General features: G+C 40.8%; 19 protein-coding genes and 5 pseudogenes. 1 reads left to right on the forward strand and 23 read right to left on the reverse strand.

The genetic code is table 11. The features are described 5' to 3' along the window. Positions 1 to 87: 87 nt before the first annotated feature. The 4 pseudogenes from hisD to hisC all read right to left on the reverse strand — a co-directional run. Positions 88 to 1,221 (reverse strand): annotated as a pseudogene (gene hisD, locus J2T50_RS09725) (histidinol dehydrogenase); the annotation flags it as partial. Between the two features lie 9 nt (positions 1,222 to 1,230). Continuing rightward, positions 1,231 to 1,879 (reverse strand): annotated as a pseudogene (hisG, locus tag J2T50_RS09730) (ATP phosphoribosyltransferase). A 61-nt stretch (positions 1,880 to 1,940) separates the two neighbouring features. Continuing rightward, positions 1,941 to 2,689, reverse strand: a pseudogene (locus tag J2T50_RS09735) (ATP phosphoribosyltransferase regulatory subunit). Continuing rightward, positions 2,686 to 3,735: pseudogene (hisC, locus tag J2T50_RS09740) on the reverse strand (histidinol-phosphate transaminase). Before hisC ends, J2T50_RS09735 begins: the two co-directional pseudogenes overlap by 4 nt. A gap of 486 nt (positions 3,736 to 4,221) precedes the next feature. Here hisC and J2T50_RS09745 point away from each other — a divergent pair. Continuing rightward, positions 4,222 to 4,939: pseudogene (locus tag J2T50_RS09745) on the forward strand (DUF554 domain-containing protein). A 40-nt stretch (positions 4,940 to 4,979) separates the two neighbouring features. Here the strand turns inward: J2T50_RS09745 and J2T50_RS09750 are convergent. From J2T50_RS09750 to J2T50_RS09840, 19 genes are all read right to left on the reverse strand, one after another. Beyond that, entirely contained in the window at positions 4,980 to 5,675 is a 696-nt protein-coding gene (locus tag J2T50_RS09750; protein ID WP_253366145.1) for an LrgB family protein, read from the reverse strand. Next, entirely contained in the window at positions 5,676 to 6,044 is a 369-nt protein-coding gene (locus J2T50_RS09755) for a CidA/LrgA family protein (protein WP_253366147.1), read from the reverse strand. Positions 6,045 to 6,164: 120 nt separating this feature from the next. Then, positions 6,165 to 6,821, reverse strand: coding sequence for a phosphate signaling complex protein PhoU (gene phoU / locus J2T50_RS09760; protein WP_253366149.1), 657 nt, complete (start codon positions 6,819 to 6,821; stop codon positions 6,165 to 6,167). Positions 6,822 to 6,850: 29 nt separating this feature from the next. Then, positions 6,851 to 7,609, reverse strand: a complete 759-nt coding sequence (gene pstB, locus J2T50_RS09765) for a phosphate ABC transporter ATP-binding protein PstB (protein ID WP_253366151.1) — start codon at positions 7,607 to 7,609, stop codon at positions 6,851 to 6,853. A gap of 11 nt (positions 7,610 to 7,620) precedes the next feature. Beyond that, complete coding sequence (pstB, locus tag J2T50_RS09770; protein WP_253366153.1) at positions 7,621 to 8,424, reverse strand: phosphate ABC transporter ATP-binding protein PstB; 804 nt, start codon at positions 8,422 to 8,424, stop codon at positions 7,621 to 7,623. Between the two features lie 11 nt (positions 8,425 to 8,435). Next, complete coding sequence (gene pstA, locus J2T50_RS09775; protein WP_253366160.1) at positions 8,436 to 9,323, reverse strand: phosphate ABC transporter permease PstA; 888 nt, start codon at positions 9,321 to 9,323, stop codon at positions 8,436 to 8,438. Continuing rightward, entirely contained in the window at positions 9,313 to 10,230 is a 918-nt protein-coding gene (pstC, locus tag J2T50_RS09780; RefSeq protein WP_253366162.1) for a phosphate ABC transporter permease subunit PstC, read from the reverse strand. Before pstC ends, pstA begins: the two co-directional genes overlap by 11 nt. 2 nt (positions 10,231 to 10,232) lie before the next feature. Continuing rightward, positions 10,233 to 11,105: a phosphate ABC transporter substrate-binding protein PstS family protein gene (locus J2T50_RS09785; RefSeq protein ID WP_253366173.1), complete on the reverse strand. Its 873-nt coding sequence runs from the start codon at positions 11,103 to 11,105 to the stop codon at positions 10,233 to 10,235. Between the two features lie 136 nt (positions 11,106 to 11,241). Next, on the reverse strand, positions 11,242 to 12,546 hold the full coding sequence (locus J2T50_RS09790) for an RsmF rRNA methyltransferase first C-terminal domain-containing protein (protein ID WP_253366177.1): 1,305 nt from the start codon (positions 12,544 to 12,546) through the stop codon (positions 11,242 to 11,244). Further along, positions 12,546 to 13,313: an inositol monophosphatase family protein gene (locus J2T50_RS09795; RefSeq protein ID WP_253366179.1), complete on the reverse strand. Its 768-nt coding sequence runs from the start codon at positions 13,311 to 13,313 to the stop codon at positions 12,546 to 12,548. The genes J2T50_RS09790 and J2T50_RS09795 overlap by 1 nt, the downstream gene beginning before the upstream one ends. Continuing rightward, positions 13,294 to 13,581: a UPF0223 family protein gene (locus J2T50_RS09800; protein ID WP_253366181.1), complete on the reverse strand. Its 288-nt coding sequence runs from the start codon at positions 13,579 to 13,581 to the stop codon at positions 13,294 to 13,296. Before J2T50_RS09800 ends, J2T50_RS09795 begins: the two co-directional genes overlap by 20 nt. A 2-nt stretch (positions 13,582 to 13,583) precedes the next feature. Beyond that, positions 13,584 to 13,985, reverse strand: a complete 402-nt coding sequence (locus J2T50_RS09805) for a Spx/MgsR family RNA polymerase-binding regulatory protein (RefSeq protein ID WP_253366183.1) — start codon at positions 13,983 to 13,985, stop codon at positions 13,584 to 13,586. Positions 13,986 to 14,040: 55 nt separating this feature from the next. Beyond that, on the reverse strand, positions 14,041 to 14,970 hold the full coding sequence (locus J2T50_RS09810) for a bifunctional riboflavin kinase/FAD synthetase (RefSeq protein WP_253366187.1): 930 nt from the start codon (positions 14,968 to 14,970) through the stop codon (positions 14,041 to 14,043). 26 nt (positions 14,971 to 14,996) lie between these two features. Beyond that, entirely contained in the window at positions 14,997 to 15,887 is an 891-nt protein-coding gene (truB, locus tag J2T50_RS09815; RefSeq protein WP_301282895.1) for a tRNA pseudouridine(55) synthase TruB, read from the reverse strand. A gap of 65 nt (positions 15,888 to 15,952) precedes the next feature. Next, a complete protein-coding gene (locus J2T50_RS09820) occupies positions 15,953 to 16,336 on the reverse strand; it encodes a PaaI family thioesterase (protein ID WP_253366188.1) in 384 nt (127 codons plus the stop codon). Positions 16,337 to 16,551: 215 nt separating this feature from the next. After that, a complete protein-coding gene (locus tag J2T50_RS09825; RefSeq protein WP_253366189.1) occupies positions 16,552 to 17,754 on the reverse strand; it encodes a tyrosine-type recombinase/integrase in 1,203 nt (400 codons plus the stop codon). Between the two features lie 22 nt (positions 17,755 to 17,776). Beyond that, positions 17,777 to 18,004: a DUF3173 family protein gene (locus tag J2T50_RS09830; RefSeq protein ID WP_001258320.1), complete on the reverse strand. Its 228-nt coding sequence runs from the start codon at positions 18,002 to 18,004 to the stop codon at positions 17,777 to 17,779. A gap of 324 nt (positions 18,005 to 18,328) precedes the next feature. Beyond that, the gene (locus J2T50_RS09835; RefSeq protein WP_013851898.1) at positions 18,329 to 18,733 is read right to left on the reverse strand and encodes a sigma-70 RNA polymerase sigma factor region 4 domain-containing protein; all 405 of its coding nucleotides are present in this window, start codon (positions 18,731 to 18,733) and stop codon (positions 18,329 to 18,331) included. 265 nt (positions 18,734 to 18,998) lie between these two features. Then, complete coding sequence (locus tag J2T50_RS09840; protein WP_253366190.1) at positions 18,999 to 19,715, reverse strand: NisI/SpaI family lantibiotic immunity lipoprotein; 717 nt, start codon at positions 19,713 to 19,715, stop codon at positions 18,999 to 19,001.

Here is a 19,715-nt window from a genome sequence, read left to right on the forward strand (position 1 = left end):
GCCACTCTTGAAATATTCCCCAATTTGCGACAGAGAACGAAAAGCTAGTTTTGGTGTTTGGTCGCTCTTGCCAAATGAAAGAAACTTGACAGCTGCCTTGCTGTATTGGGTGTACTGGATACGTTTGACGAAGTTATGTACTCCTAGAGCTGATGAAAAACGGCTGGTTGCTGTCGTCGGAAGGATGTGGTTAGCACCCGCATAGTAATCGCCGATTGGTTCACTGGTGTAGTGACCGAGGAAGATTGAGCCTGCATTTCCCACCTTGTCCAAGTAGGCATAGGCATTTTCCATAGCGATTTCCAAGTATTCTAGGGCGACTTGATTCATGAGATCAAACATGCTGTCCGCATCTGGTGCAATGATGATTCGCCCATTATTTTCCACAGACGTACGCGCAATCTCCTGTCTAGGCAAATCAAGTAGCTGTCTCTGAATTTCTGTTTCAACCTGCTCTGTCAATTTTTCCGAATCCGTAACCAAAATAGCTCGCGCTCTTTTATCGTGTTCAGCCTGAGATAGAAGGTCCGCCGCCACATACTTGGAATTGGCAGAACTATCAGCGATAACGCCAATTTCAGAAGGCCCCGCAATCATGTCGATACCGACCAGTCCATAGACCTGCTTCTTGGTAGTCGCTACAAAGATATTACCAGGTCCAGTGATTTTATCGACTTTTGGGAATCGTCTCCGTGCTATAAGCTAGCGCTGCCACCCTTTGAGCACCACCAACTTGGTAAATCTTGTCCACTCCAGCAAGTTTTGCCGCCACCAAAATCGCTGGCACAAAGTTTTCTTGCGGTGGTGTAATCATGATGATTTCCTTGACACCCACAATCTTGGCTGGAATGACATTCATGAGGACAGATGACGGATAGGCTGCCGTCCCACCAGGAACGTACCCCCCACACGCTCAATAGGGCGGATGAGTTGCCCACGGATAACCCCATCAGAAGGTTGGTCTTCAAAGCCAGTCTCCAATTGTTGGCGGTGGTAAGATTCGATGTTAGCCTTGGCATTTTCAAGCGCTGACAAGACCGCTTGGTCCACATCCTCAAAAGCTTGGTCAATCAAATCTTGAACCACTTCGAAATCAGCTAGGTCAATGCCATCAAACTGTTTACTATAATCACGCAAAACGTCATCACCACGCGTCTTAACCGCCTCAATAATATCACGAACAGTTGCTTCGACATCTTCATTTTGACGGCTGAGTTCCACTTAATCGCTTCATTTGAAAGCCACCTCTCTATCTCCTACCAAGCCTTCCAAGGTCTGAATGAAAGGCAAAACCGCTGCATGATTTTTCAGCGCAGCCTTATTGACAATGAGCCGAGCTGAAATCCGACAAATATCTTCATAAACTTCAAGACCATTAGCCACCAAAGTTGAACCAGTCTCCACGATATCGACAATAACATCTGCTAAGCCAATGACAGGCGCAATCTCAACTGACCCTTGGATGGAAATGATTTCCACATCTTCACCCTTTTTGGGCAAAGTGATGTGTCGCCACGGTCGGATATTTGGTCGCAATACGCTTGCGCTTATGATCAGACGGGCCGTAGTCTGCCGTTGATGCCACCGCAAATTTACAAAGTCCAAAATTCAGATCCAACATTTCAAGATAGCCCGTCGGATGTTCGATGAGCACATCCTTTCCAACCACACCCAAGTCAGCCACCCCATGACACACATAAGTGGTCACATCAGGCGCCTTAATCAATAAAAAGCGGAACTTGCCATCCGGGCTATCAAAAATCAAATGGCGTCCCTTGTCTGCCATGAAAGTCATGTCAAAACCAGCCTTTTCCAACAAGTCAATCGTCGATTTTTCAATACGCCCCTTGGTCAGGGCGATGGTTACAGGCTTAGCCATGCGCCACCTCACTTTCAAAACGATCATGCACCGCTTGGTAAACCGAGTCAATGTCAATGGCTCAACCAATCGCTGTCAATTCCTTGGCACCAAAACGTTCAAAGAGCTTGTCATAACGCCCACCAGAAACAAAAGCATCCGGCACCTTATCGCCAAAGACTTTGAACATGAGTCCTGTATAATAAGGCACGGGCTTACGCGCCTGCTCCAGCGCCTCTTTCCAATCCTCAAACAAGAACGGAAGCTGACTGATAAAGCCATCAAATTCACTCGGATGCGCCAGGGTAAATTCCTTCAGCCCGGTCACATTCTTATCTTGGATTGCCTGCTTAAAATTCTGTAATTCATTATAAGCAAGCGTCATACTTTCAAAGACCGTTTCTAAAATGGCCGCATGGGATAATTCAAACGTTACTTGGTCCAATTTTGCCACATCCAAGGCTTCCTTGGCAGACAAGAGAACTTCTTCGACAGCTAGTTGCACTGGATAGCCAATCATTTCCACACCTGCCTGTGTGTGTTCATTTGTCAGTCCTCCCAGGTCTTCGTGACGTTGAAATACCTTACCCGAATTTGACTAGTCACATCTGGTCTCAAACTCAAGAGCTGTCCTTCCGTATCAAACAGATTGTAGTGTTGACTGGATACCTGATTCGAAAAAACCTCGAAATGCTCCATGATCGGCGTCTCAATCCGATTAAGCCCCTTTTCCATCAGCGAATCGCTGATAGCGTGTTCAATCTTGTAGGTCACCCGCGCTCGCTTAAACAACTTATCATGCATGCCCTGCGGCAAGGTCGTCTTCTTCATCCGCAAATCCTCCTGATTTCCGACACCACTTCTTCCATTTCCGCCTGCGTTCCGATGGAAATGCGAAGGTAGTCCTTGAGCCTCGCTACCTTTGGAAAATAGCAGACATAGATTTCTTTTTCTTGTAGTTTTTAGAACAAATGGCTGGCACTAACGGTCTGCGGCCTAGTCAAGACAAAATTGGTCTGACTTGGTAGCACCTCAAAGCCCAAATCAACTAATTCTTGTGCAAACCAATCACGAGTCGTCATGATTTTCTGACAAGTCCCCTCGTAGTAAGGCCAGTCTTCTACCGCAACTGTCGCTAATTTCTCAGCAAGAGCATCAAGGTTATAGGGATTGACAGAATTCTTGATAGCATTGATAACTGCTATGAGCCTGGGGTTTCCGATACCGTATCCAACCCGCAAACCAGCAAAAGCAGCATCTTTTGAGAACGTTCGCGTGATGAAAAGATTATCGTATTTTTCAAGCAAGGGAAGAGCTGTCTGACCACCAAAATTGATATAGGCTTCATCTACAATAACCACCACATCCTGATTAGCCTGAATAATTTTCTCAATCTCGTCCAAAGGTTTGAAAATACCCGTTGGCGCATTTGGATCTGTGATGATGATACCTCCATTTGGCACGTGATAGTCTGCCCCATCAATCTTAAAGTCCGCTGTCAAAGGAATCTCCTTAAATGGAATATGATAAAGGTCAGCCCATACCTTGTAAAATCCGTAAGTTAAGTCTGGAAAAAGCACTGGTAAATCGTCATTAAAGAAAGCTAGAAAGGCCATAGATAAGATATCATCTGAGCCATTTCCGACGATAATTTGGTCAGCCGGAACTTGAAGTTGCTTAGATAAAGCCTCTCGAAACACAGCCTGGTCCAAACTTGAATATTTACGCAAACAATTCCCATCAAAATGAGCAAACGCCTCTAGCACCTTTGGGCTAGGCTCATAAGCATTCTCGTTGGTGTTCAGTTTAATCATCTTGTCACCACTTGGCTGAGCGCCAGCAACATAAGCATCGATTTGTCTTAGTCCTCTTATCATCGTTCTTCCTTTCTTGTCATGAGAGTAGAAAAAATCCTCACAAAAATACATTTGTAAGGACGCTGAAAACGTGGTTCCACCTTTATTCGGCCATCAATCGCTTGATAACCCTCATGAAGTTCGAGACTCCTAGTCGCTAACGAAGCCACCCGACTTATACTACACACTGTACCAACCAGCTTCGCCGAAGCACTCGAGAATGTGGGGTTCAAGGATTGCACACCGTCTCACCCTTAGGCGCTCTCTGTCTCTTGTCTTAAACCATAGACTTCGTCTATCTTCTCTCATAGATTTGAATATTTATGTTATTTTACACTAATTCTTTAGCTAAGGTAGACATAATTTTCATATTTTTCAGAATTTTTTGATAAAAAAATCAACTCAATTTCAATATTTGTATTTTTTTACATAAATTGTTGAAATACCCTTGAAATTCTGTTTTTCAGTGATAAAATAGAACAAGATAAAAAATTGAGGAGATACCATATGCCAACTGGCGTGATTATAAACTCTCTCTCCATCGTTTTTGGAGGGATTTTGGGCGGCTTGGTTGGACACAAACTGACGGAAGAATTTAAAACACAAATCAATCTAATTTTTGGAATTTGCTCGATGGGCATGGGAATCGCCTCCATCGCTGGAATGAAATTTATGCCCGCTGTCATTTTTTCCCTCGTTATCGGAACAGGCTTAGGATTGGTTTTAAACTTGGGCGATAAAATCAACCAAGTAGGACTTTTGATGGAAAAGGCTATGACTAAAATCCTGCCTGAACAGCCACGGGACATACCTCATGAAGAATTTTTAGCTAGCTTATTGACTGTTATCGTCCTCTTTTGTGCTAGCGGCACTGGAATTTATGGTAGTTTGGATGCCGGTATGTCAGGAGATGCGACTATTCTCATCTCAAAGTCAATTTTAGACTTTTTCACAGCCGCGATATTTGCCTGCAATCTGGGCTATATCGTATCTTTAATCGCTATTCCCCAATTCCTCTTTTTCACCCTTCTCTTTTATCTGGCTCGCTTTATTGTCCCTATGACAACAAGCTGATTTCAAAGCTTGCGGTGGATTTCTCATGCTGGCAACTGGTTTTAGGATGATTCAAGTCAAACTCTTTCCAGTGGCAAATATGATACCTGCCATGATCTTGGTCATGCCTCTAAGTTGGTTTTGGGCACAGATTATTTTACAAATTTTATAGACAAAAATGGGCTAGGAACTTTGTCCTAGCCTCTATTTATTTACTTTAAAATCAACTGCGCCACTATTGGACTGACAAGGACGTACATGATACCTGTAATACCAATTGACAAGCCAGCCATGGCTCCTGCCACTCGTCCATATTGTAGCGCAGCTCCTGTTCCCACAGCATGTCCTGTCCCTCCCAAGGCCAAGCCAATCACCACAGGATCTTCTACTTTCAGCACTTTCAAGATAACTGGCCCGAGGGCACTGGTCAGTATTCCAGTGATAACGACTACGACCAGGGTAATGGTCATCATTCCACCCATCTTATCCGTAATTCCAATCGCCATAGCTGTCGTCACGGATTTTGGAAAAAGAGAAATAGCTAGAAAATAATTCATCCCAAAAACTTTCGCAATAGCAGCCGTAGAGCAAGTATTGGCCAGACAAGCTAGAAAACTTGACAATAAAATACTACGTACATGATGCTTCATCAGATGAAAAGTCCGATAGAGAGGAATGGCTAGCGCTACCGTTGAAGGGGCGATAAGAGTGGTTAGATACGACCCGCCAACGTAATAATCCTTGTAAGAAATACCTAAAAATTTCAAGAAAGCAATCAAAATCACCGTAGCAAGCAATAAAGGCGTAGTCAACGGATGCGGAAACCGTCTAAAAATCATCATTCCTATAAAATAAGCCACGATACTGGCCATAAGCCCAAACATTGGGCTCGAAAATAGCTCTGCCATTTACTTGCCCTCCTCAAAGTCGCCTTCGTACCGATTTTTGATGAAGCCAACAACAAATGCAATAACCACCATATTTAAGACCAAAGCTCCACCAATAATCAAACTAATCGGAAGTAAATAAGGTTTGATAGCTGTGAAATTCTCCATAATCCCAACAGTAGGTGGTAAAAAGAGAATGGTCATATTCGCCAAAAGGAAACTCCCCACCTTATCAATATGCCGCAAACGAATCCATTTCATTTCTAGGGCAATAAAAAGCAAGAGCAAACCGATAATACTACCAGGAACTGGCAAGTGAAACAAAGTCGAAATCGCCTCACCAGCAAATGAAAAACACAAAATAATCATTAATTGCACGTATAATTTCATGAAAACACCTCACCTACTAGTCTACTACTCTGAAAACAGAATGCAAGAGACTGAAACGTTTACATGAGAAGAAAAATAAAGGCAGCAAAAAAAACCGGTCTCCCGGTTTTTTCATTTTTATTATAATTCTGTAATTTTACCTGTATTGATGTAGCAAACCCACTCACAGATATTTTTAGCATAATCACCAATTCGTTCCAAGTAAGAAATGACTTGGTAATAATCGCGACCTGCAATAATGGCATCTGGATTTTTACGAATTTCGGCAGTTGCCAATTCACGGATGCTATCAAAGTAATGGTTGACGATTTCATCATGAGCAGCAATTTCGTAAGCTTGCTCTTCGTTTCCACTGTTGAGATACAAATCCAAGACAGATTCAACAAATTTACGCACTTCTTTACCCATTTTATTGATTTCTTGCTCAACTTCTGGGATACGCAATTCACCTTTCATACGGATAGTTGCTTCAGCAATCGCAGCAGCATGGTCACCCATACGCTCGATATCGCTGGTTGCTTTCAAAACAGTGATAACCGTACGGAGGTCTGTTGAAACTGGTTGTTGGAGAGCAATAATTTCAAGTGATTTTTGCTCCAATTTCACCTCAAAATCATTGATTTTCGCATCTGCTTCAATCACTTCTTTTGCCATCTCACGGTCGTGAGTAATGAAAGCGCGAACCGTTTTGTTGATTTGTCCTAGGACTTCATTTCCCATTGCATAGAATTGATTGTGCAATTTCGCTAATTCTTCTTCAAATTGTGAACGTAACATTGTGGCCTCTTTCTTCTCTTGACTAATTTCTAGCCAAATTTACCTGTAATATAGTCTTCAGTTTCTTTATTTGCTGGGTTCAAGAACATGTCCTTAGTTGTGTTGTATTCAACCAAATCACCGTCCAAGAAGAAACCAGTGTAGTCCGAAATACGTGATGCCTGCTGCATAGAACGTGTGACTACTACCATGGTATATTTTTCTTTCAATCCATAAAGGGTATCTTCAATTTTACCTGCAGAAATAGGGTCAAGGGCTGATGTTGGTTCGTCTAAAAGAATCACTTTTGGACTGGTTGCCAATACCCGAGCCACACAGACACGTTGCTGCTGACCACCTGACAAACCAAGTGCAGAATCATGAAGACGATCTTTCACCTCATCCCAGATAGATGCCCCAATCAAAGAGGTTTCAACAGCTTCATCCAAGATTTGCTTGTCCTTAATCCCGTTGATTCGCAAGCCGTAGACCACATTTTCATAGATAGACATTGGGAAAGGATTGGGTTGTTGGAAAACCATCCCAATTTCCTTACGCAAGTCTACTGTATCTGTCCGTGGACTGTAGATGTTGCGACCATTGTAATTAATAGCTCCTGTCAAGGTCACTTCTGGGTTCAAGTCACCCATGCGGTTGATAGAACGTAAAAGTGTTGATTTCCCTGAACCTGAAGGTCCAATGAGAGTTGTAATCTTATTCGGATAAAAATCAATTGACACGCTGTTGAGGGCTTTTTTCTGGTTGTAATAAACAGATAAATCTTTTACTTGAATAATCGGTTCTGTCATTTTATCCCTTTCTAACCAAAGTGGCCTGATACATAGTCACTTGTAGACTTCAACTTGGCATTTTGGAAAATATTGGCAGTCTTGTCATACTCGATCAAGTCTCCCAAATAGAAGAATGCCGTATAGTCACTCGCACGAGCGGCCTGTTGCATGTTGTGTGTCACGATGATAATGGTATAATCCTTTTTCAGTTCAAACATGGTTTCTTCCAGTTGCATAGTGGCAATTGGGTCAAGGGCTGAAGCCGGCTCATCCATAAGAAGGATATCTGGTTTTACAGAAATCGCACGAGCGATACACAAACGTTGTTGCTGACCACCTGATAAGGTCAAAGCAGACTTGTGCAAGTCATCCTTGACTTGGTCCCAAAGAGCAGCTTGTTTCAGAGATGTTTCTACGATTTCATCCAATACTTGCTTGTCTTTCACCCCCATACGTTCATGTGCAAAGGTGATATTGTTGTAAATAGATTTGGCAAATGGATTCGGACGTTGGAACACCATACCGATATGCTTACGAATTTCATAGACATTCATATCAGGACGATTGACATCGATGCCGTGATAAAGAATTTCACCCGTTACTTTGGCAATATCGATGGTGTCATTCATGCGGTTCAAACTACGGAGGTAAGTTGATTTCCCACATCCAGATGGTCCAATCAAGGCCGTAATTTTATTTTTTTCAAACTGCATATCGATTCCCTTGTTGGCTTCTTTTCCACCATAGTAGACATGAAGGTCTTTGGTTTCAAGAGCAATTTTTTCCTGAGGAAAGGTAATGATATGGCGTTCATTCCAGTTATATTCAGTCATTTCTTCTCCTTTTAAGAAGCGGAAGTCAATTTGGCGTGAAGAATGCTACCCAAGCGGCGCGCAGCTAAGTTGAAAATCAAAATGAAAATCAAGAGCACTGCTGCACTTCCTGCCGACACTTGCGTCGCATCAGGAATAGTACCTTCACTATTTACCTTCCAAATGTGTACAGCCAAGGTTTCTGACTGACGGAAGATAGAGATTGGGCTGGTTACAGAAAGTGGATTCCAGTTAGACCAATCAAGCGCTGGTGCTGACTGACCAGCTGTATAAATGAGGGCGGCTGCTTCACCAAAGATACGACCAGAAGCAAGGACGATACCAGTTACGATACCAGGAAGAGCTTCGGGAATAACAACATGAAGGACAGATTCCCAACGTGACAATCCAAGTGCCAGACCTGCTTCACGTTGCGTGTGGTGAACCGTACGCAAACTATCTTCTACAGTACGAGTCATTTGTGGCAAGTTAAAGACAGTTAGCGCCAAGGCACCTGAAAGGATAGAAAATCCATATTCAAACTGAACAACGAAAATCAAATAACCAAAGAGACCAACGACCACTGATGGAAGTGAAGACAAAATCTCAATACACGTACGAATGAAGTTTGCCACTGGTCCTTTTTTAGCATATTCAGCCAAGTAGATACCTGCTCCTGTTGACAATGGAACAGAGATGAGCAAGGTTACGACTAACAGGAAGAAGGAATTATAGAGTTGAATTCCAATCCCTCCACCAGCTTGGTAAGAAGATGATTTCCCTGTCAAGAAATGCCAACTGATATGCGGAATCCCTCTGAGCAAGATATAGAGAATCAGAGAGGTCAAAATCAAGACGATAACGGAGGCAATAGCATAAAGAATGCCCGTTGCCAACTTATCCATTTTTTTAGCGTGCATAGTTTTTCTTACCCTCTCTTGTAATCAATTTCATAATCATATTGAAGACCAAACTCATGAGCAACAATACCAAGGCGAGTGACCACAAAACATTATTTTGGACAGTTCCCATTACAGTATTACCAATTCCCATGGTTAGGACAGAAGTCAAGGTTGCCGCTGGCGTTGTCAATGAAGTTGGAACAACTGCTGAGTTACCCACCACCATCTGAATGGCCAAAGCCTCACCAAATGCACGAGCCATACCGAAGATGACTGCAGTGAAAATACCAGGTTTTGCAGCGTTTAAGACAACGCGCCAAATGGTTTGCCAACGGGTTGCTCCCATAGCCAAGCTAGCCTCACGGTAATGGCGAGGTACAGCCTTCAAGCTATCTACAGTCATAAAGGTTACTGTTGGCAGAATCATAACAAAGAGGACAAAGACCCCTGACAAAATTCCAAAACCAGTACCACCAAAAATACTACGAACAAAAGGTACCACGACTTGAAGACCGATAAATCCATAAACAACGGATGGAATACCGACCAACAACTCGATAACAGGTTGCAGAATTTTAGCACCACGCTTCGGAGAAATTTCAGTCATAAAGACAGCTGCTCCAATGGCAATCGGTGTTGCGACTACTGCTGATAAAATCGTTACAATAAAGGAACCTGAAATCATTGGAAGTGCACCAAAAATTTTGGCACTTGGTTCCCATTTTGAACCGAACAAGAAATCAGCTAGATTAACGCCGTCTACAAAGAAGGTAGACAAACCACGTTGGGCAACGAAAATCAAAATCATAAAGACAATAAAAACAATCAAGGCTAAGCAAAGAAAAGTGATTGTTTTTCCAAAGCGCTCCAAGCGAGAATTTTTCGATGGAGAAGCCAATTTTTTCGCGAGTTCTTCGTTTTTCATATTTACTCTCCAATCTTGCTAACTTTTCCGTTAGCATCCTTCGTCACTTTCATATCATGGATTGAAATGTAACCCATGCTTGATACAATACCACCTTGCACTTCTTCAGACATCATGTATTCGATAAATTCTTTGGTTAATTTGTCCTCAGAGCCTCGTGTGTACATATGCTCATATGACCAAATTGGCCAATTATTTGTTGTGACATTCTCAGCGGTTGGTTTGTAACCGTTCAGCTTAATCGTTTTAACTGAGTCGTCTAGATAAGCAAAGGCTAGGTAAGAAATCGCACCTGGTGTTTGAGCTACGATAGACTTAACCATCCCGTTTGAATCTTGCTCTTGACTCTGAACGGCAGATTGACCATCCATGACAACTGCATCGAAGGTCGCACGAGAACCAGAACTAGATGCACGGTTGATGATAGAAATATCCAAGTCTTTTCCGCCTAGTTCTTTCCAGTTGGTAATTTCTCCTGTGAAGATTTTGCGGAGTTCTTCCGTAGTAATATCTTTCACATCAACTTTTTTATTTACGATAACAGCCAAACCAGCTACAGCTACTTGATAATCCTTCAACTTGCTTTCGTCAATCCCATCTTTTTCTTCAGCAAAGAGGTCGCTGTTTCCGATTTCAACGGCACCAGACTGAACCTGTGATAACCCTGTACCAGAACCACCACCTTGCACATTGATTGATTTACCAATATTGGTACTACCAAACTCATCTGCAGCGGCTTCTACCAGAGGTTGAAGTGCTGTTGATCCGACTGCAGTGATAGACTCACCACGATCAATCCAACTAGAACAAGCAGTTAGGGCAACCCCCGCACTCAACAATAGCGCAAGGGCACCAAGCTTATGCTTTTTTTTCATCTTTTGTATCCTTTTTTTTTTATGACCGTTCTTGAAAATCAGACGATTTACAAAAATTTTACAAGTCACGGTACAGTTCTACTATAACACATAAAATGAGGCTATGCAAAGAATTTTTCCTTAAAGCAAGCCCCTTTTAAACCTGAAATCGAAGGCCTTTTGGGAAGGTATTTTTCAAGGTTCCTGAGACCACTTTCGCAAAGCCGAGACCATTGCCATTTATCGCCACTTGATACCAACCATTTGGTAAATCTGACGCGACCTTGACAACATTTCCAGCCACATATTGCTGAAAATCCACTTCTGAAATGTCTACTCGACGGACAACTTCTTGGCTATGCAAGGCAAGTCCCAGAGCAAAACTAGGTTCAAATCGCTTCTTCTTGAAAGTCCCTAGATGCAGCCCATTTCGAGCAATTTTCAGCTTACTCAAATCTGGCAAACCATCCGGCAATAGATAAAGCTGATCACCAAATACCTGTAAAGTACCATTGATCTGAACCTTGAGATTTTCCTTGGCAAATTCTTGCCAGAGTTGACTCTGTTCACGACTGAGATTACTCTTAGCTGGCTTGAATTCTGACGACACTTCACTAGATAATAAGCGAAGACGGGCTACAAATTGCCCTTCTCCCTTAAAATGATGAGGGTACATCCGCAAGGTTCCCGGAATTAGACCAGAAATAGTCCCGTTCACATTTTCCAGTTCCTCTAACTCCATATCGTAGCTATCCAACAGCCACTGAATCACTTCCTCATTCTCCTCTGTAGACCAAGTACAGGTCGAGTAAATCAGACTACCTCCAGGACGGAGCATTTTCAGGGCTGCTTGTAAGATTTCTCGCTGAAGCTCCGCACATTGAGCTGGATAATTCTCATCCCAATATCGCATGGCTTCAGGATCTTTTCGAAACATCCCTTCACCTGAGCAAGGAGCGTCTAGCACGATCAAATCAAAATAACCTGAAAATACTTTTTCCAATCGATCCGCAGATTCATTAGTTACCACCACATTCCTGGCTCCGAAGCGTTCAATGTTTTCTACTAAAATCTTAGAACGTTTGGTTGAAATTTCATTGCTGACTAATAAACCTGTATTTTCTAGATAAGAGAGCAGGTGCGTGGACTTGCCACCTGGTGCTGCTGCCAAATCTAGAATCTTCATCTCAGCTTGCGGGTGAGCAACTTGGCCGACCACCTGCGCTGCGGGTTCTTGCGAATAAACCAAGCCTGTCACATGCTCAGGGGATTTGCCTGATACTTTCCCGTAATAAGACCACTCCATATGGGGAATCTTATCCGCATACTCTTGCTGCGTCTCCTTGAGCGGGTTGGTCCGAAAACCAGAAATCGGTTCTTGCTCAAAACTGTCAAAAAATGCCTGTGCTTCTTGACCGAGTAGTTGCTCATATTTTTCAATAAATTTTGCAGGTAATTGCATTACTGTAGATACCTTTTCATTTCATTTACTTTTGATTTAGCGATGAGTACCACATGCTCTCTTCCCGTAAAACTTGGCTTTTCTCCGTTTACATTTAAAAGGACATAGCCCAGCTTTTGGCCTAAAATACTCGCTGCCGCATAATCCCAAGGGTAGACGTAGGAAGTATGAACCAAAAGCCGCTGTGTAAGAACATGCGCAAAGCTCAGACCTGCACTACCAATCGAGCGTGTCCCCAAAAATTGACGAGAAAAATTGGCTAGACCTGCATAATTTTGCTCAACCAGCCCTGCATTTATCCCAATCAAACCCTGTGAAAACGCCTTGTCGGTACTAAAAGGTAGCTGTTCGTCATTGACCAAGACCGGAAACTCGCCCCCGCCATGATAAAGCAAATCATTGGTCACATCATATATAAGACCAAATAGGCCAACACCGTCTTCAAAATAAGCCAACAGCACCGCAAAATCCGTTTTTTGCACGATAAAATTTACCGTCCCGTCAATGGGATCAATAACCCATACATTCCCTTTCTCAATCGGTGCACGATTTTCATCCTCTTCGCCAAAAATCAAATCATCTGGAAATGCGGAGAGAATTTGCTGGGTCATACTTGTCTGTACTTCCTTATCCAAATGCGTTACCAAATCTGCAAAATTGGATTTGACTTCAACTGTCAATTCATCGTAGAGATGTTGACGCAAAAATCCACCAGCATCTCTGACGATTTTCTGAGCAAATGTGTATTTATCTGCGACTGTTGCCAAGGCGGAGAACTCCTTTCTGCTTTTCTCTAGCCGCCTGAACGGCTTGATAGGTGGAGTAACCAGAAACTTCTTGGAATTCACGATCAATCTGCTTTTCTTGGCCTTTGCTTTTTACAACTTCTTTAAATGCACGATAGCGCTCTAGCAAGATGCTTGCCTCAACGCCACCCTCATCTGCTTTTTCCACTTGATTCAAAAAAGAAAGCACGGAGGAAAGCTCCTCTGTGCTCCAAGAAAAATCAAGTGGATATGAATAATTCTTGTCCATATCTATCCTATTTCTGCTCGTAATGTTGCGTTTTTCAGTTCTTGCTTTCGGTAATCCCTTGGCAAAAATGCGCGAATCTCATCCTCGTTGAAGCCAATCTGCATCCGTTTTTCATCCAAAATAATGGGACGACGAAGCAAGCTTGGGTAGGTTTCAATCAAACTAATCAACTGCGAAATGGATAACTCATCCACATCGACATTTAACTTTTGAAAGATTTTTGAGCGAGTTGAAATCAAGTCATCTGTGCCGTTTTCTGTTAAAGCCAGAATATTACGCAATTCATCCGCTGTTAACGGACTAGTCATGATATTATGCTCAGTAAAAGGTACTTGATGCCCGGTCAACCAAGCGCGTGCTTTACGACAACTTGTACAACTCGGTGATAAGAATAGTGTAATCATATGCATCCCTTCTACGTATTTCTTCTTATATAATTATACAATAGTTCAACAGTGATTACAAGCTTTTTCTTGGTCTCCAATTAAGAGAAATTGTCTCGTCTTTTTTCATTTGTTCCATCAATTCCTCGATGCCTGAAAATTTGACCATATCTCGAATCTTGTCTAGCCAGTAGATGGTGATTTTTTCACCGTAGATTTCTTTCTCAAAATCAAAAATATGAGCTTCTAGACGCAACTCAGTTCCATCAAAGGTTACATTCTTTCCAACACTTGCCATGGCCCGATAAATAGTACCTTCAATTTCCACATCTGCTACATAAACACCATCAGATGGCAAATATACGCGGTCAAAAGGGGCAAGATTGGCAGTTGGATACCCAATTGTCCGACCACGTGCATCACCATGAACCACAATTCCTTCAGTCGAAAATGGATAACCCAGTAATTTATTTGCCAAGGCCATATTTCCTTCAAGGATTGCCTGACGAATGCGGGTTGAAGAAATTTTTTCCCCTTCGAACTGGACCTCATCGACAACCTCGACCTGTCCAGCAAATAAACGGTCCAACTCTTCTACTGTCGCTCTGCTATTTCCAAAATGATAATCGAACCCTGTCACGACAACTTGAGCATTGAGAGAAGTAATGTACTTGTCCACGAACTCCTCTGCCGTGTGCTTAGAAAATTCACTAGTAAACTCTTTGAGTATCAATCGGTCAACACCGGCCTGCTCCATGAGTTGATAGCGCTTCTCGCTACTAGTCAAATGCAGCAACAAGTCCTGAGAAAACCGCAAAAAAGCTAGCTTCGGAGACTCCGGAAAAGTCAGTACAGTCACTGTCAGTCCCCTTTCATCCGCAATAGCCCGAGCACGCGAAAAGAGGGCTTGATGCCCACGGTGAATCCCGTCAAAGTAACCTAGAACTAGGACTGTTGGCTCCATCCCTCTCAAATTTTCTTCATTTTTAATTGTAATAATTTCCATAACGCCTTATTTTATCACAAATTAGTCTAAAAAACTTCTATAAAAACCTTGTTTGGCTTATATAGTTGCTCTCTTTTTTCTAAAATTGCCACTAATTTTCCTTGATGAAAAGCTGCTAAGCGTTTCGCAGTGTGATTCAGCTCTAAAAAGCGACCGAATCCGACTTCGCGCAATTCTTCTGCAGTTAATTCAACAATCGGCAAATCTCCAATCCCATTTTCAATCGGTTGCAAAAATGACCAGTCATCCTTGTCGACAAGGTCTGCAATTTCTGAAAGAGTCACGGCTGTATCAAGTGACATTCCAGCTGAACCCGTACGAACCAAGCGTGACATATGACTCTCTAGGCCTAATTTTTTCCCTAAATCCACAGATAGGGTCCGTACATAAGTCCCTTTTCCGCATTTTACTCGAAAATCAAACCGTGCGCAGCCATTTTCAAAAGTCACCAAGCTAGTCCGCTCGAAGGCATAAATAGAAATCTCACGCTGCGGACGCTCAACCGTCTCCCCGACACGAGCATATTCGTACAATTTTCGCCCGTTGACCTTAACCGCTGAGTACATGGGAGGAACTTGGGTAATGGTTCCCACAAACGACTGCATGGCACGATCAATGTCTTCTTCTGTCAGTTTTTCATCAACCGGAGTCACTGCAACTACTTCTCCACTAGCATCTTCTGTCGTAGTAGAAAATCCAAGCGTGACCTCTCCTTCGTAGACCTTCCCTTCTTCTTGCATGTACTCAATCAAGCGTGTAGCTTTCCCAAGCGCAATCGGCAAGACTCCCGTTACATCCGGATCAAGTGTACCTCCATGACCGATTTTCTTTTCCTGTACAATTTTTCTGAGTTTAAAAACAGCATCGTGGCTGGTCATGCCAGCCTCTTTTTTTAAGTTAACAATTCCTGAAATCATAAGGGTATTATATCATAGAAATCTTCCCAAAACAAAACCCTCAGCACTAGTCTGAGAGTTCCATTTTATTTTTCACGTTTACCTGTTACAAACATGGTAAAAATAGCCGTTGTCACCATTTCACCATTTTCATTTTTGATATGAACGTCCACAACCTTTGTCGTACGACCATTGTGAACACAAGAACCAATAACAGTCAGCTTATCTCCCAGACGACCTGCCCGAAGATAGTTGATGTTGGACTGGAGCGTGACCGCCTCAAATCCTGTCGAAATAGATACCAGACCGCTGACCTGATCGCAGAGAGTAAAAAGGTAGCCACCATGAGCATTTCCGTAGTAATTTAAAGAAGAATCAACAACCCGCGTCTCTAAGGTCACTTCCCCCTCTTCCCACTTGCTAATCTCATAGTTCTCAAAAACCTTGACTTCTTCTAAATTAAACTCCATTAGTCTACCTCACTTTTCGAACACTATTATAACAAAAAACTGAAAAAAAGAGGGGTGGGGAGGTTCTAACTACTAATTTAGTATCAAATCAACTAACAAAAAACACCATTCCGAGGAATAGTGTTTTATTTGTTAAGCTACTTGAGTAGTTACTCTATTATTTAAGAGTAACAATTGCACAACCTGTTAAATGTGCAGTATCAAGGGGTTTGAGTTCATAAATTTGAAGTTTGGCAGGAATTTTGGCATAAAATTGAATCCAATCCTGCACTTTTTATATTTTGTGTGATTTCTTCAGAAACTGTTTTATCTAAAGCATTAAACCAATGACTATATGTGTTCAAAGTTGTTGATTTATCAGCATGTCCCATTCGTCTTGCCACATATAAAATATCTTTTTTCAAAACATTTATTAGATAAGAAGCATGACTATGTCTAAGACCTTTCCCTGTTATAATAGGCACTCCTACTTGCTGCGCTTTACGTTTGATGATGCGACAAATGGTTGATTTACAAAAAGGATCTCCAAATCTTGAAATGATAAAATCTGTATCTTGATTTGCAAACTGATTTTTTCGCCAAACTTGAAGTACTTCAATAGTTATATCATCCAATTCAATAAGTCGTTCACCTGCTGGAGTCTTTGTTTGGTCTTTACGATACCAATTTCCATTTTCATCTTTCTCCAAGGTTGTATGTACCTTTAGAAATTTTTTATCAAAATCAATATCCTCCCAACATAAAGATAAACCTTCACTCACTCGTACACCTGTCATATAATATAACCAGATGGCAGTAAATCGTTGTAATTCTTCATAATCATGTAAGTCAAATGATTTGATAAATGTCTGAAACTCCGCATAGGTCCAAAATGGAGTTTCTGGATGCTTACCTCTAGGATTATCTAATGCTTTACAAGGCATATCTGAAATATAGCCAACTCTTTCTGCATAACCCATACAAGCTTTAAACCTTGACCATAAATTTTTCGCATAGTTTTCAGAATAATTTTCTATGATATGCAATCTAAAAGCCTCGCAATCTCTAGGAGTTATTGCTTTTAATGGCTTTGAACCAAAATATTGAATAAAAAGTTTATGATGAGGAAGAGCCGTCTTATATGTCACAGACTGAACTTTTTGCTTATATGCTCTTAAATAAATTGTGTTCATATAGTTTTCAAAAGTCATATTGTAATTTTCTAAACTGACTTTGTTGGCAAATTCATATTTTATACGAACTAATTCGTCATATGCTTCTTTCATCGTTTCAAAAGTTTTACCATATTGATTTTTTCTAGCTTTCTTTTGTACCCTTTTGCCTGTTACTGGGTCGATTCCAAGATCAATCTGATAAAATATCTTTCCCTTATTATCACAATAAACACCTTTGTATTTTTTACTACTTTTTGTTGCCATTTGGATTCTCACTTTCTAAATGTTATTTAGAAAGTGGAATCCCTATTAATTGTTCCACAATTTCTGCTGGTGCAATACCTAGTCTTCGATTGTCAAAGGGCGATTTACTTAATTGTACCGCATTATGGTCAACTTTGCGAGCTTCTTCAAACTTTTTTACAGCAATTCTTTTAGCTTCACGAATAATATCTCTAGAGGTATGTTCAGGAAATCCTAAGTTCATTAAATCTTTATATGTAGCAGTTCTCATACACTTTCCTCCTTCAAATCACTAAGTTTTTTTACACGCTAGATGGGATTTGAATGGTTAGTTCAATCATGGGAATTTCACCCGCTGTCCTTTTACGATGGCAGCCTGAACGGTCAGAAGTATCATTATCATTATTTGTGTCATGGCAGATAGGTTACCATCCTATTTTTGAATAAATGATTTTCGCTCATTTCCTGGCGCATTACATTCTATTGCTCAACAAATAAATAAAGTCCCACCTAGAATTATTCAATTGTCAATGGGCAAAAAGAGACTAAAAATTCCTCTCACTATAAAGAGTGAATTTTTTAGTCTCCTGTTTCGTTATCTTTCAAAAAATTTTCGTAGGTTGTCCAAAATTGTATTTCTCATCCGAAATAGACTAGTCGCAGACATCTCGTGCTCTATTGCTACTTCTCTGATGGTATGTCCTCTAAAATACAGAGCATCAATAATTTCAAACTCTTTATCAGATAAGGTTAATAAAGCCTCATTTAGTTGCTCAATAAGGAGCTTGGTTTCTACAAAACTTTCAACATCAACAGTAGTATCTGGCAGTATATTTTCTAGTGGCAACCCATCTACTTCGAATGATGTAAAAGGTAACATGCCGAATTTCCTATCTTTTCTATTAAGATATTTCTCGTGATTTACCAATTGCCAATAACTTTTATAAACTGCTTCTGTTACAGGAATTTTACTACCTCTAACATGAATATAATATTTCATTTCATCCTCCTTTTATGACTCTTCTAAGTCTTAAGAGGAGGGCTCCTTATTTCAACCATAGATATTTCTCACTTTTTATTCAGCTTGAGAAGTTCTCGCCACTATAAGAGTGAAAATATGGTGCTTTTGTTCCCATAAAAAATATATGTAAAAAAACAGCAAGCTCTCCTGAACTTGCTGATCTATATTTTAATAAGTTTCTGTTTATAGGTAACAATAAGATATTTTGCTATATAAGCAATATAATACCTAGATAATCTATAATTTATTCTATGCGCGCTATTCTAAATTCATTATTAATCTCAACAGCTATGGTTCCTTCTTCTGCTAACAAATAAACTTCTCCGTAATCCCAAACTTCTCTTTTTTCATTAGAATTAGAACCAGAATAATCTATTTTATTTAGTTCTGATTTAGAAATTTCTTGTCCCGTATTCAAAATAAATGTTTTTGAATCTGCTATTACTCCTAGAAATTCTTTTAGTTTATCATCAGATACAATATCAGATGAAATACGAAATTTTTTATTATTAAATTTAACTCTCCTACAATCAGATGGATCAATTGCAAGTTCCCCACCTGCTGAATTATTATTGAACTCTTCCAAGCTCAGCATTTCACTATTGGATTGCACATCCGAACTCAAAGAAACCTTATAATAAGAATCATTTATAGAAATAGCTAAACCATCACTAAAATTATAGAGCCCACTATATACTAATGATACTGTATCACTATTACTTTTAGTAACAACTTTCTGGCTATTTCTATCAATTACTAATGTTTTAAAAAAAGATTCCTTCACAGTACCTAGATCATTTTCATCAACAATTTGATTCATGATTGTATAATCATTTCCTTTATATGTAAATTGATTAAATGATTGATCATGAAACTCTATTGTTTTATTGTCTACCAATCTACATGCAACTAAAGTGCAAATTCCAATAAGAACAACTAAGCTAAATAAAATTTTCCTCAT

This window comes from Streptococcus gallinaceus, from assembly GCF_024170225.1.
Lineage (GTDB): Bacteria > Bacillota > Bacilli > Lactobacillales > Streptococcaceae > Streptococcus > Streptococcus gallinaceus.

Bases quoted from the DNA above. Each gene is read 5' to 3' on its own strand.
- J2T50_RS09800 (WP_253366181.1), bottom strand. From the start codon at position 13,581: ATGGACAAGAATTATTCATATCCACTTGATTTTTCTTGGAGCACAGAG.
- truB (WP_301282895.1), bottom strand. From the start codon at position 15,887: ATGATTTCAGGAATTGTTAACTTAAAAAAAGAGGCTGGCATGACCAGC.
- J2T50_RS09785 (WP_253366173.1), bottom strand. From the start codon at position 11,105: ATGAAAAAAAAGCATAAGCTTGGTGCCCTTGCGCTATTGTTGAGTGCG.
- J2T50_RS09750 (WP_253366145.1), bottom strand. From the start codon at position 5,675: ATGGCAGAGCTATTTTCGAGCCCAATGTTTGGGCTTATGGCCAGTATC.
- J2T50_RS09840 (WP_253366190.1), bottom strand. From the start codon at position 19,715: ATGAGGAAAATTTTATTTAGCTTAGTTGTTCTTATTGGAATTTGCACT.
- J2T50_RS09810 (WP_253366187.1), bottom strand. From the start codon at position 14,970: ATGGAAATTATTACAATTAAAAATGAAGAAAATTTGAGAGGGATGGAG.
- J2T50_RS09835 (WP_013851898.1), bottom strand. From the start codon at position 18,733: ATGAAATATTATATTCATGTTAGAGGTAGTAAAATTCCTGTAACAGAA.
- J2T50_RS09830 (WP_001258320.1), bottom strand. From the start codon at position 18,004: ATGAGAACTGCTACATATAAAGATTTAATGAACTTAGGATTTCCTGAA.
- J2T50_RS09790 (WP_253366177.1), bottom strand. From the start codon at position 12,546: ATGCAATTACCTGCAAAATTTATTGAAAAATATGAGCAACTACTCGGT.
- J2T50_RS09805 (WP_253366183.1), bottom strand. From the start codon at position 13,985: ATGATTACACTATTCTTATCACCGAGTTGTACAAGTTGTCGTAAAGCA.
- pstA (WP_253366160.1), bottom strand. From the start codon at position 9,323: ATGCACGCTAAAAAAATGGATAAGTTGGCAACGGGCATTCTTTATGCT.
- phoU (WP_253366149.1), bottom strand. From the start codon at position 6,821: ATGTTACGTTCACAATTTGAAGAAGAATTAGCGAAATTGCACAATCAA.
- pstB (WP_253366151.1), bottom strand. From the start codon at position 7,609: ATGACAGAACCGATTATTCAAGTAAAAGATTTATCTGTTTATTACAAC.
- pstB (WP_253366153.1), bottom strand. From the start codon at position 8,424: ATGACTGAATATAACTGGAATGAACGCCATATCATTACCTTTCCTCAG.
- pstC (WP_253366162.1), bottom strand. From the start codon at position 10,230: ATGAAAAACGAAGAACTCGCGAAAAAATTGGCTTCTCCATCGAAAAAT.
- J2T50_RS09820 (WP_253366188.1), bottom strand. From the start codon at position 16,336: ATGGAGTTTAATTTAGAAGAAGTCAAGGTTTTTGAGAACTATGAGATT.
- J2T50_RS09825 (WP_253366189.1), bottom strand. From the start codon at position 17,754: ATGGCAACAAAAAGTAGTAAAAAATACAAAGGTGTTTATTGTGATAAT.
- J2T50_RS09755 (WP_253366147.1), bottom strand. From the start codon at position 6,044: ATGAAATTATACGTGCAATTAATGATTATTTTGTGTTTTTCATTTGCT.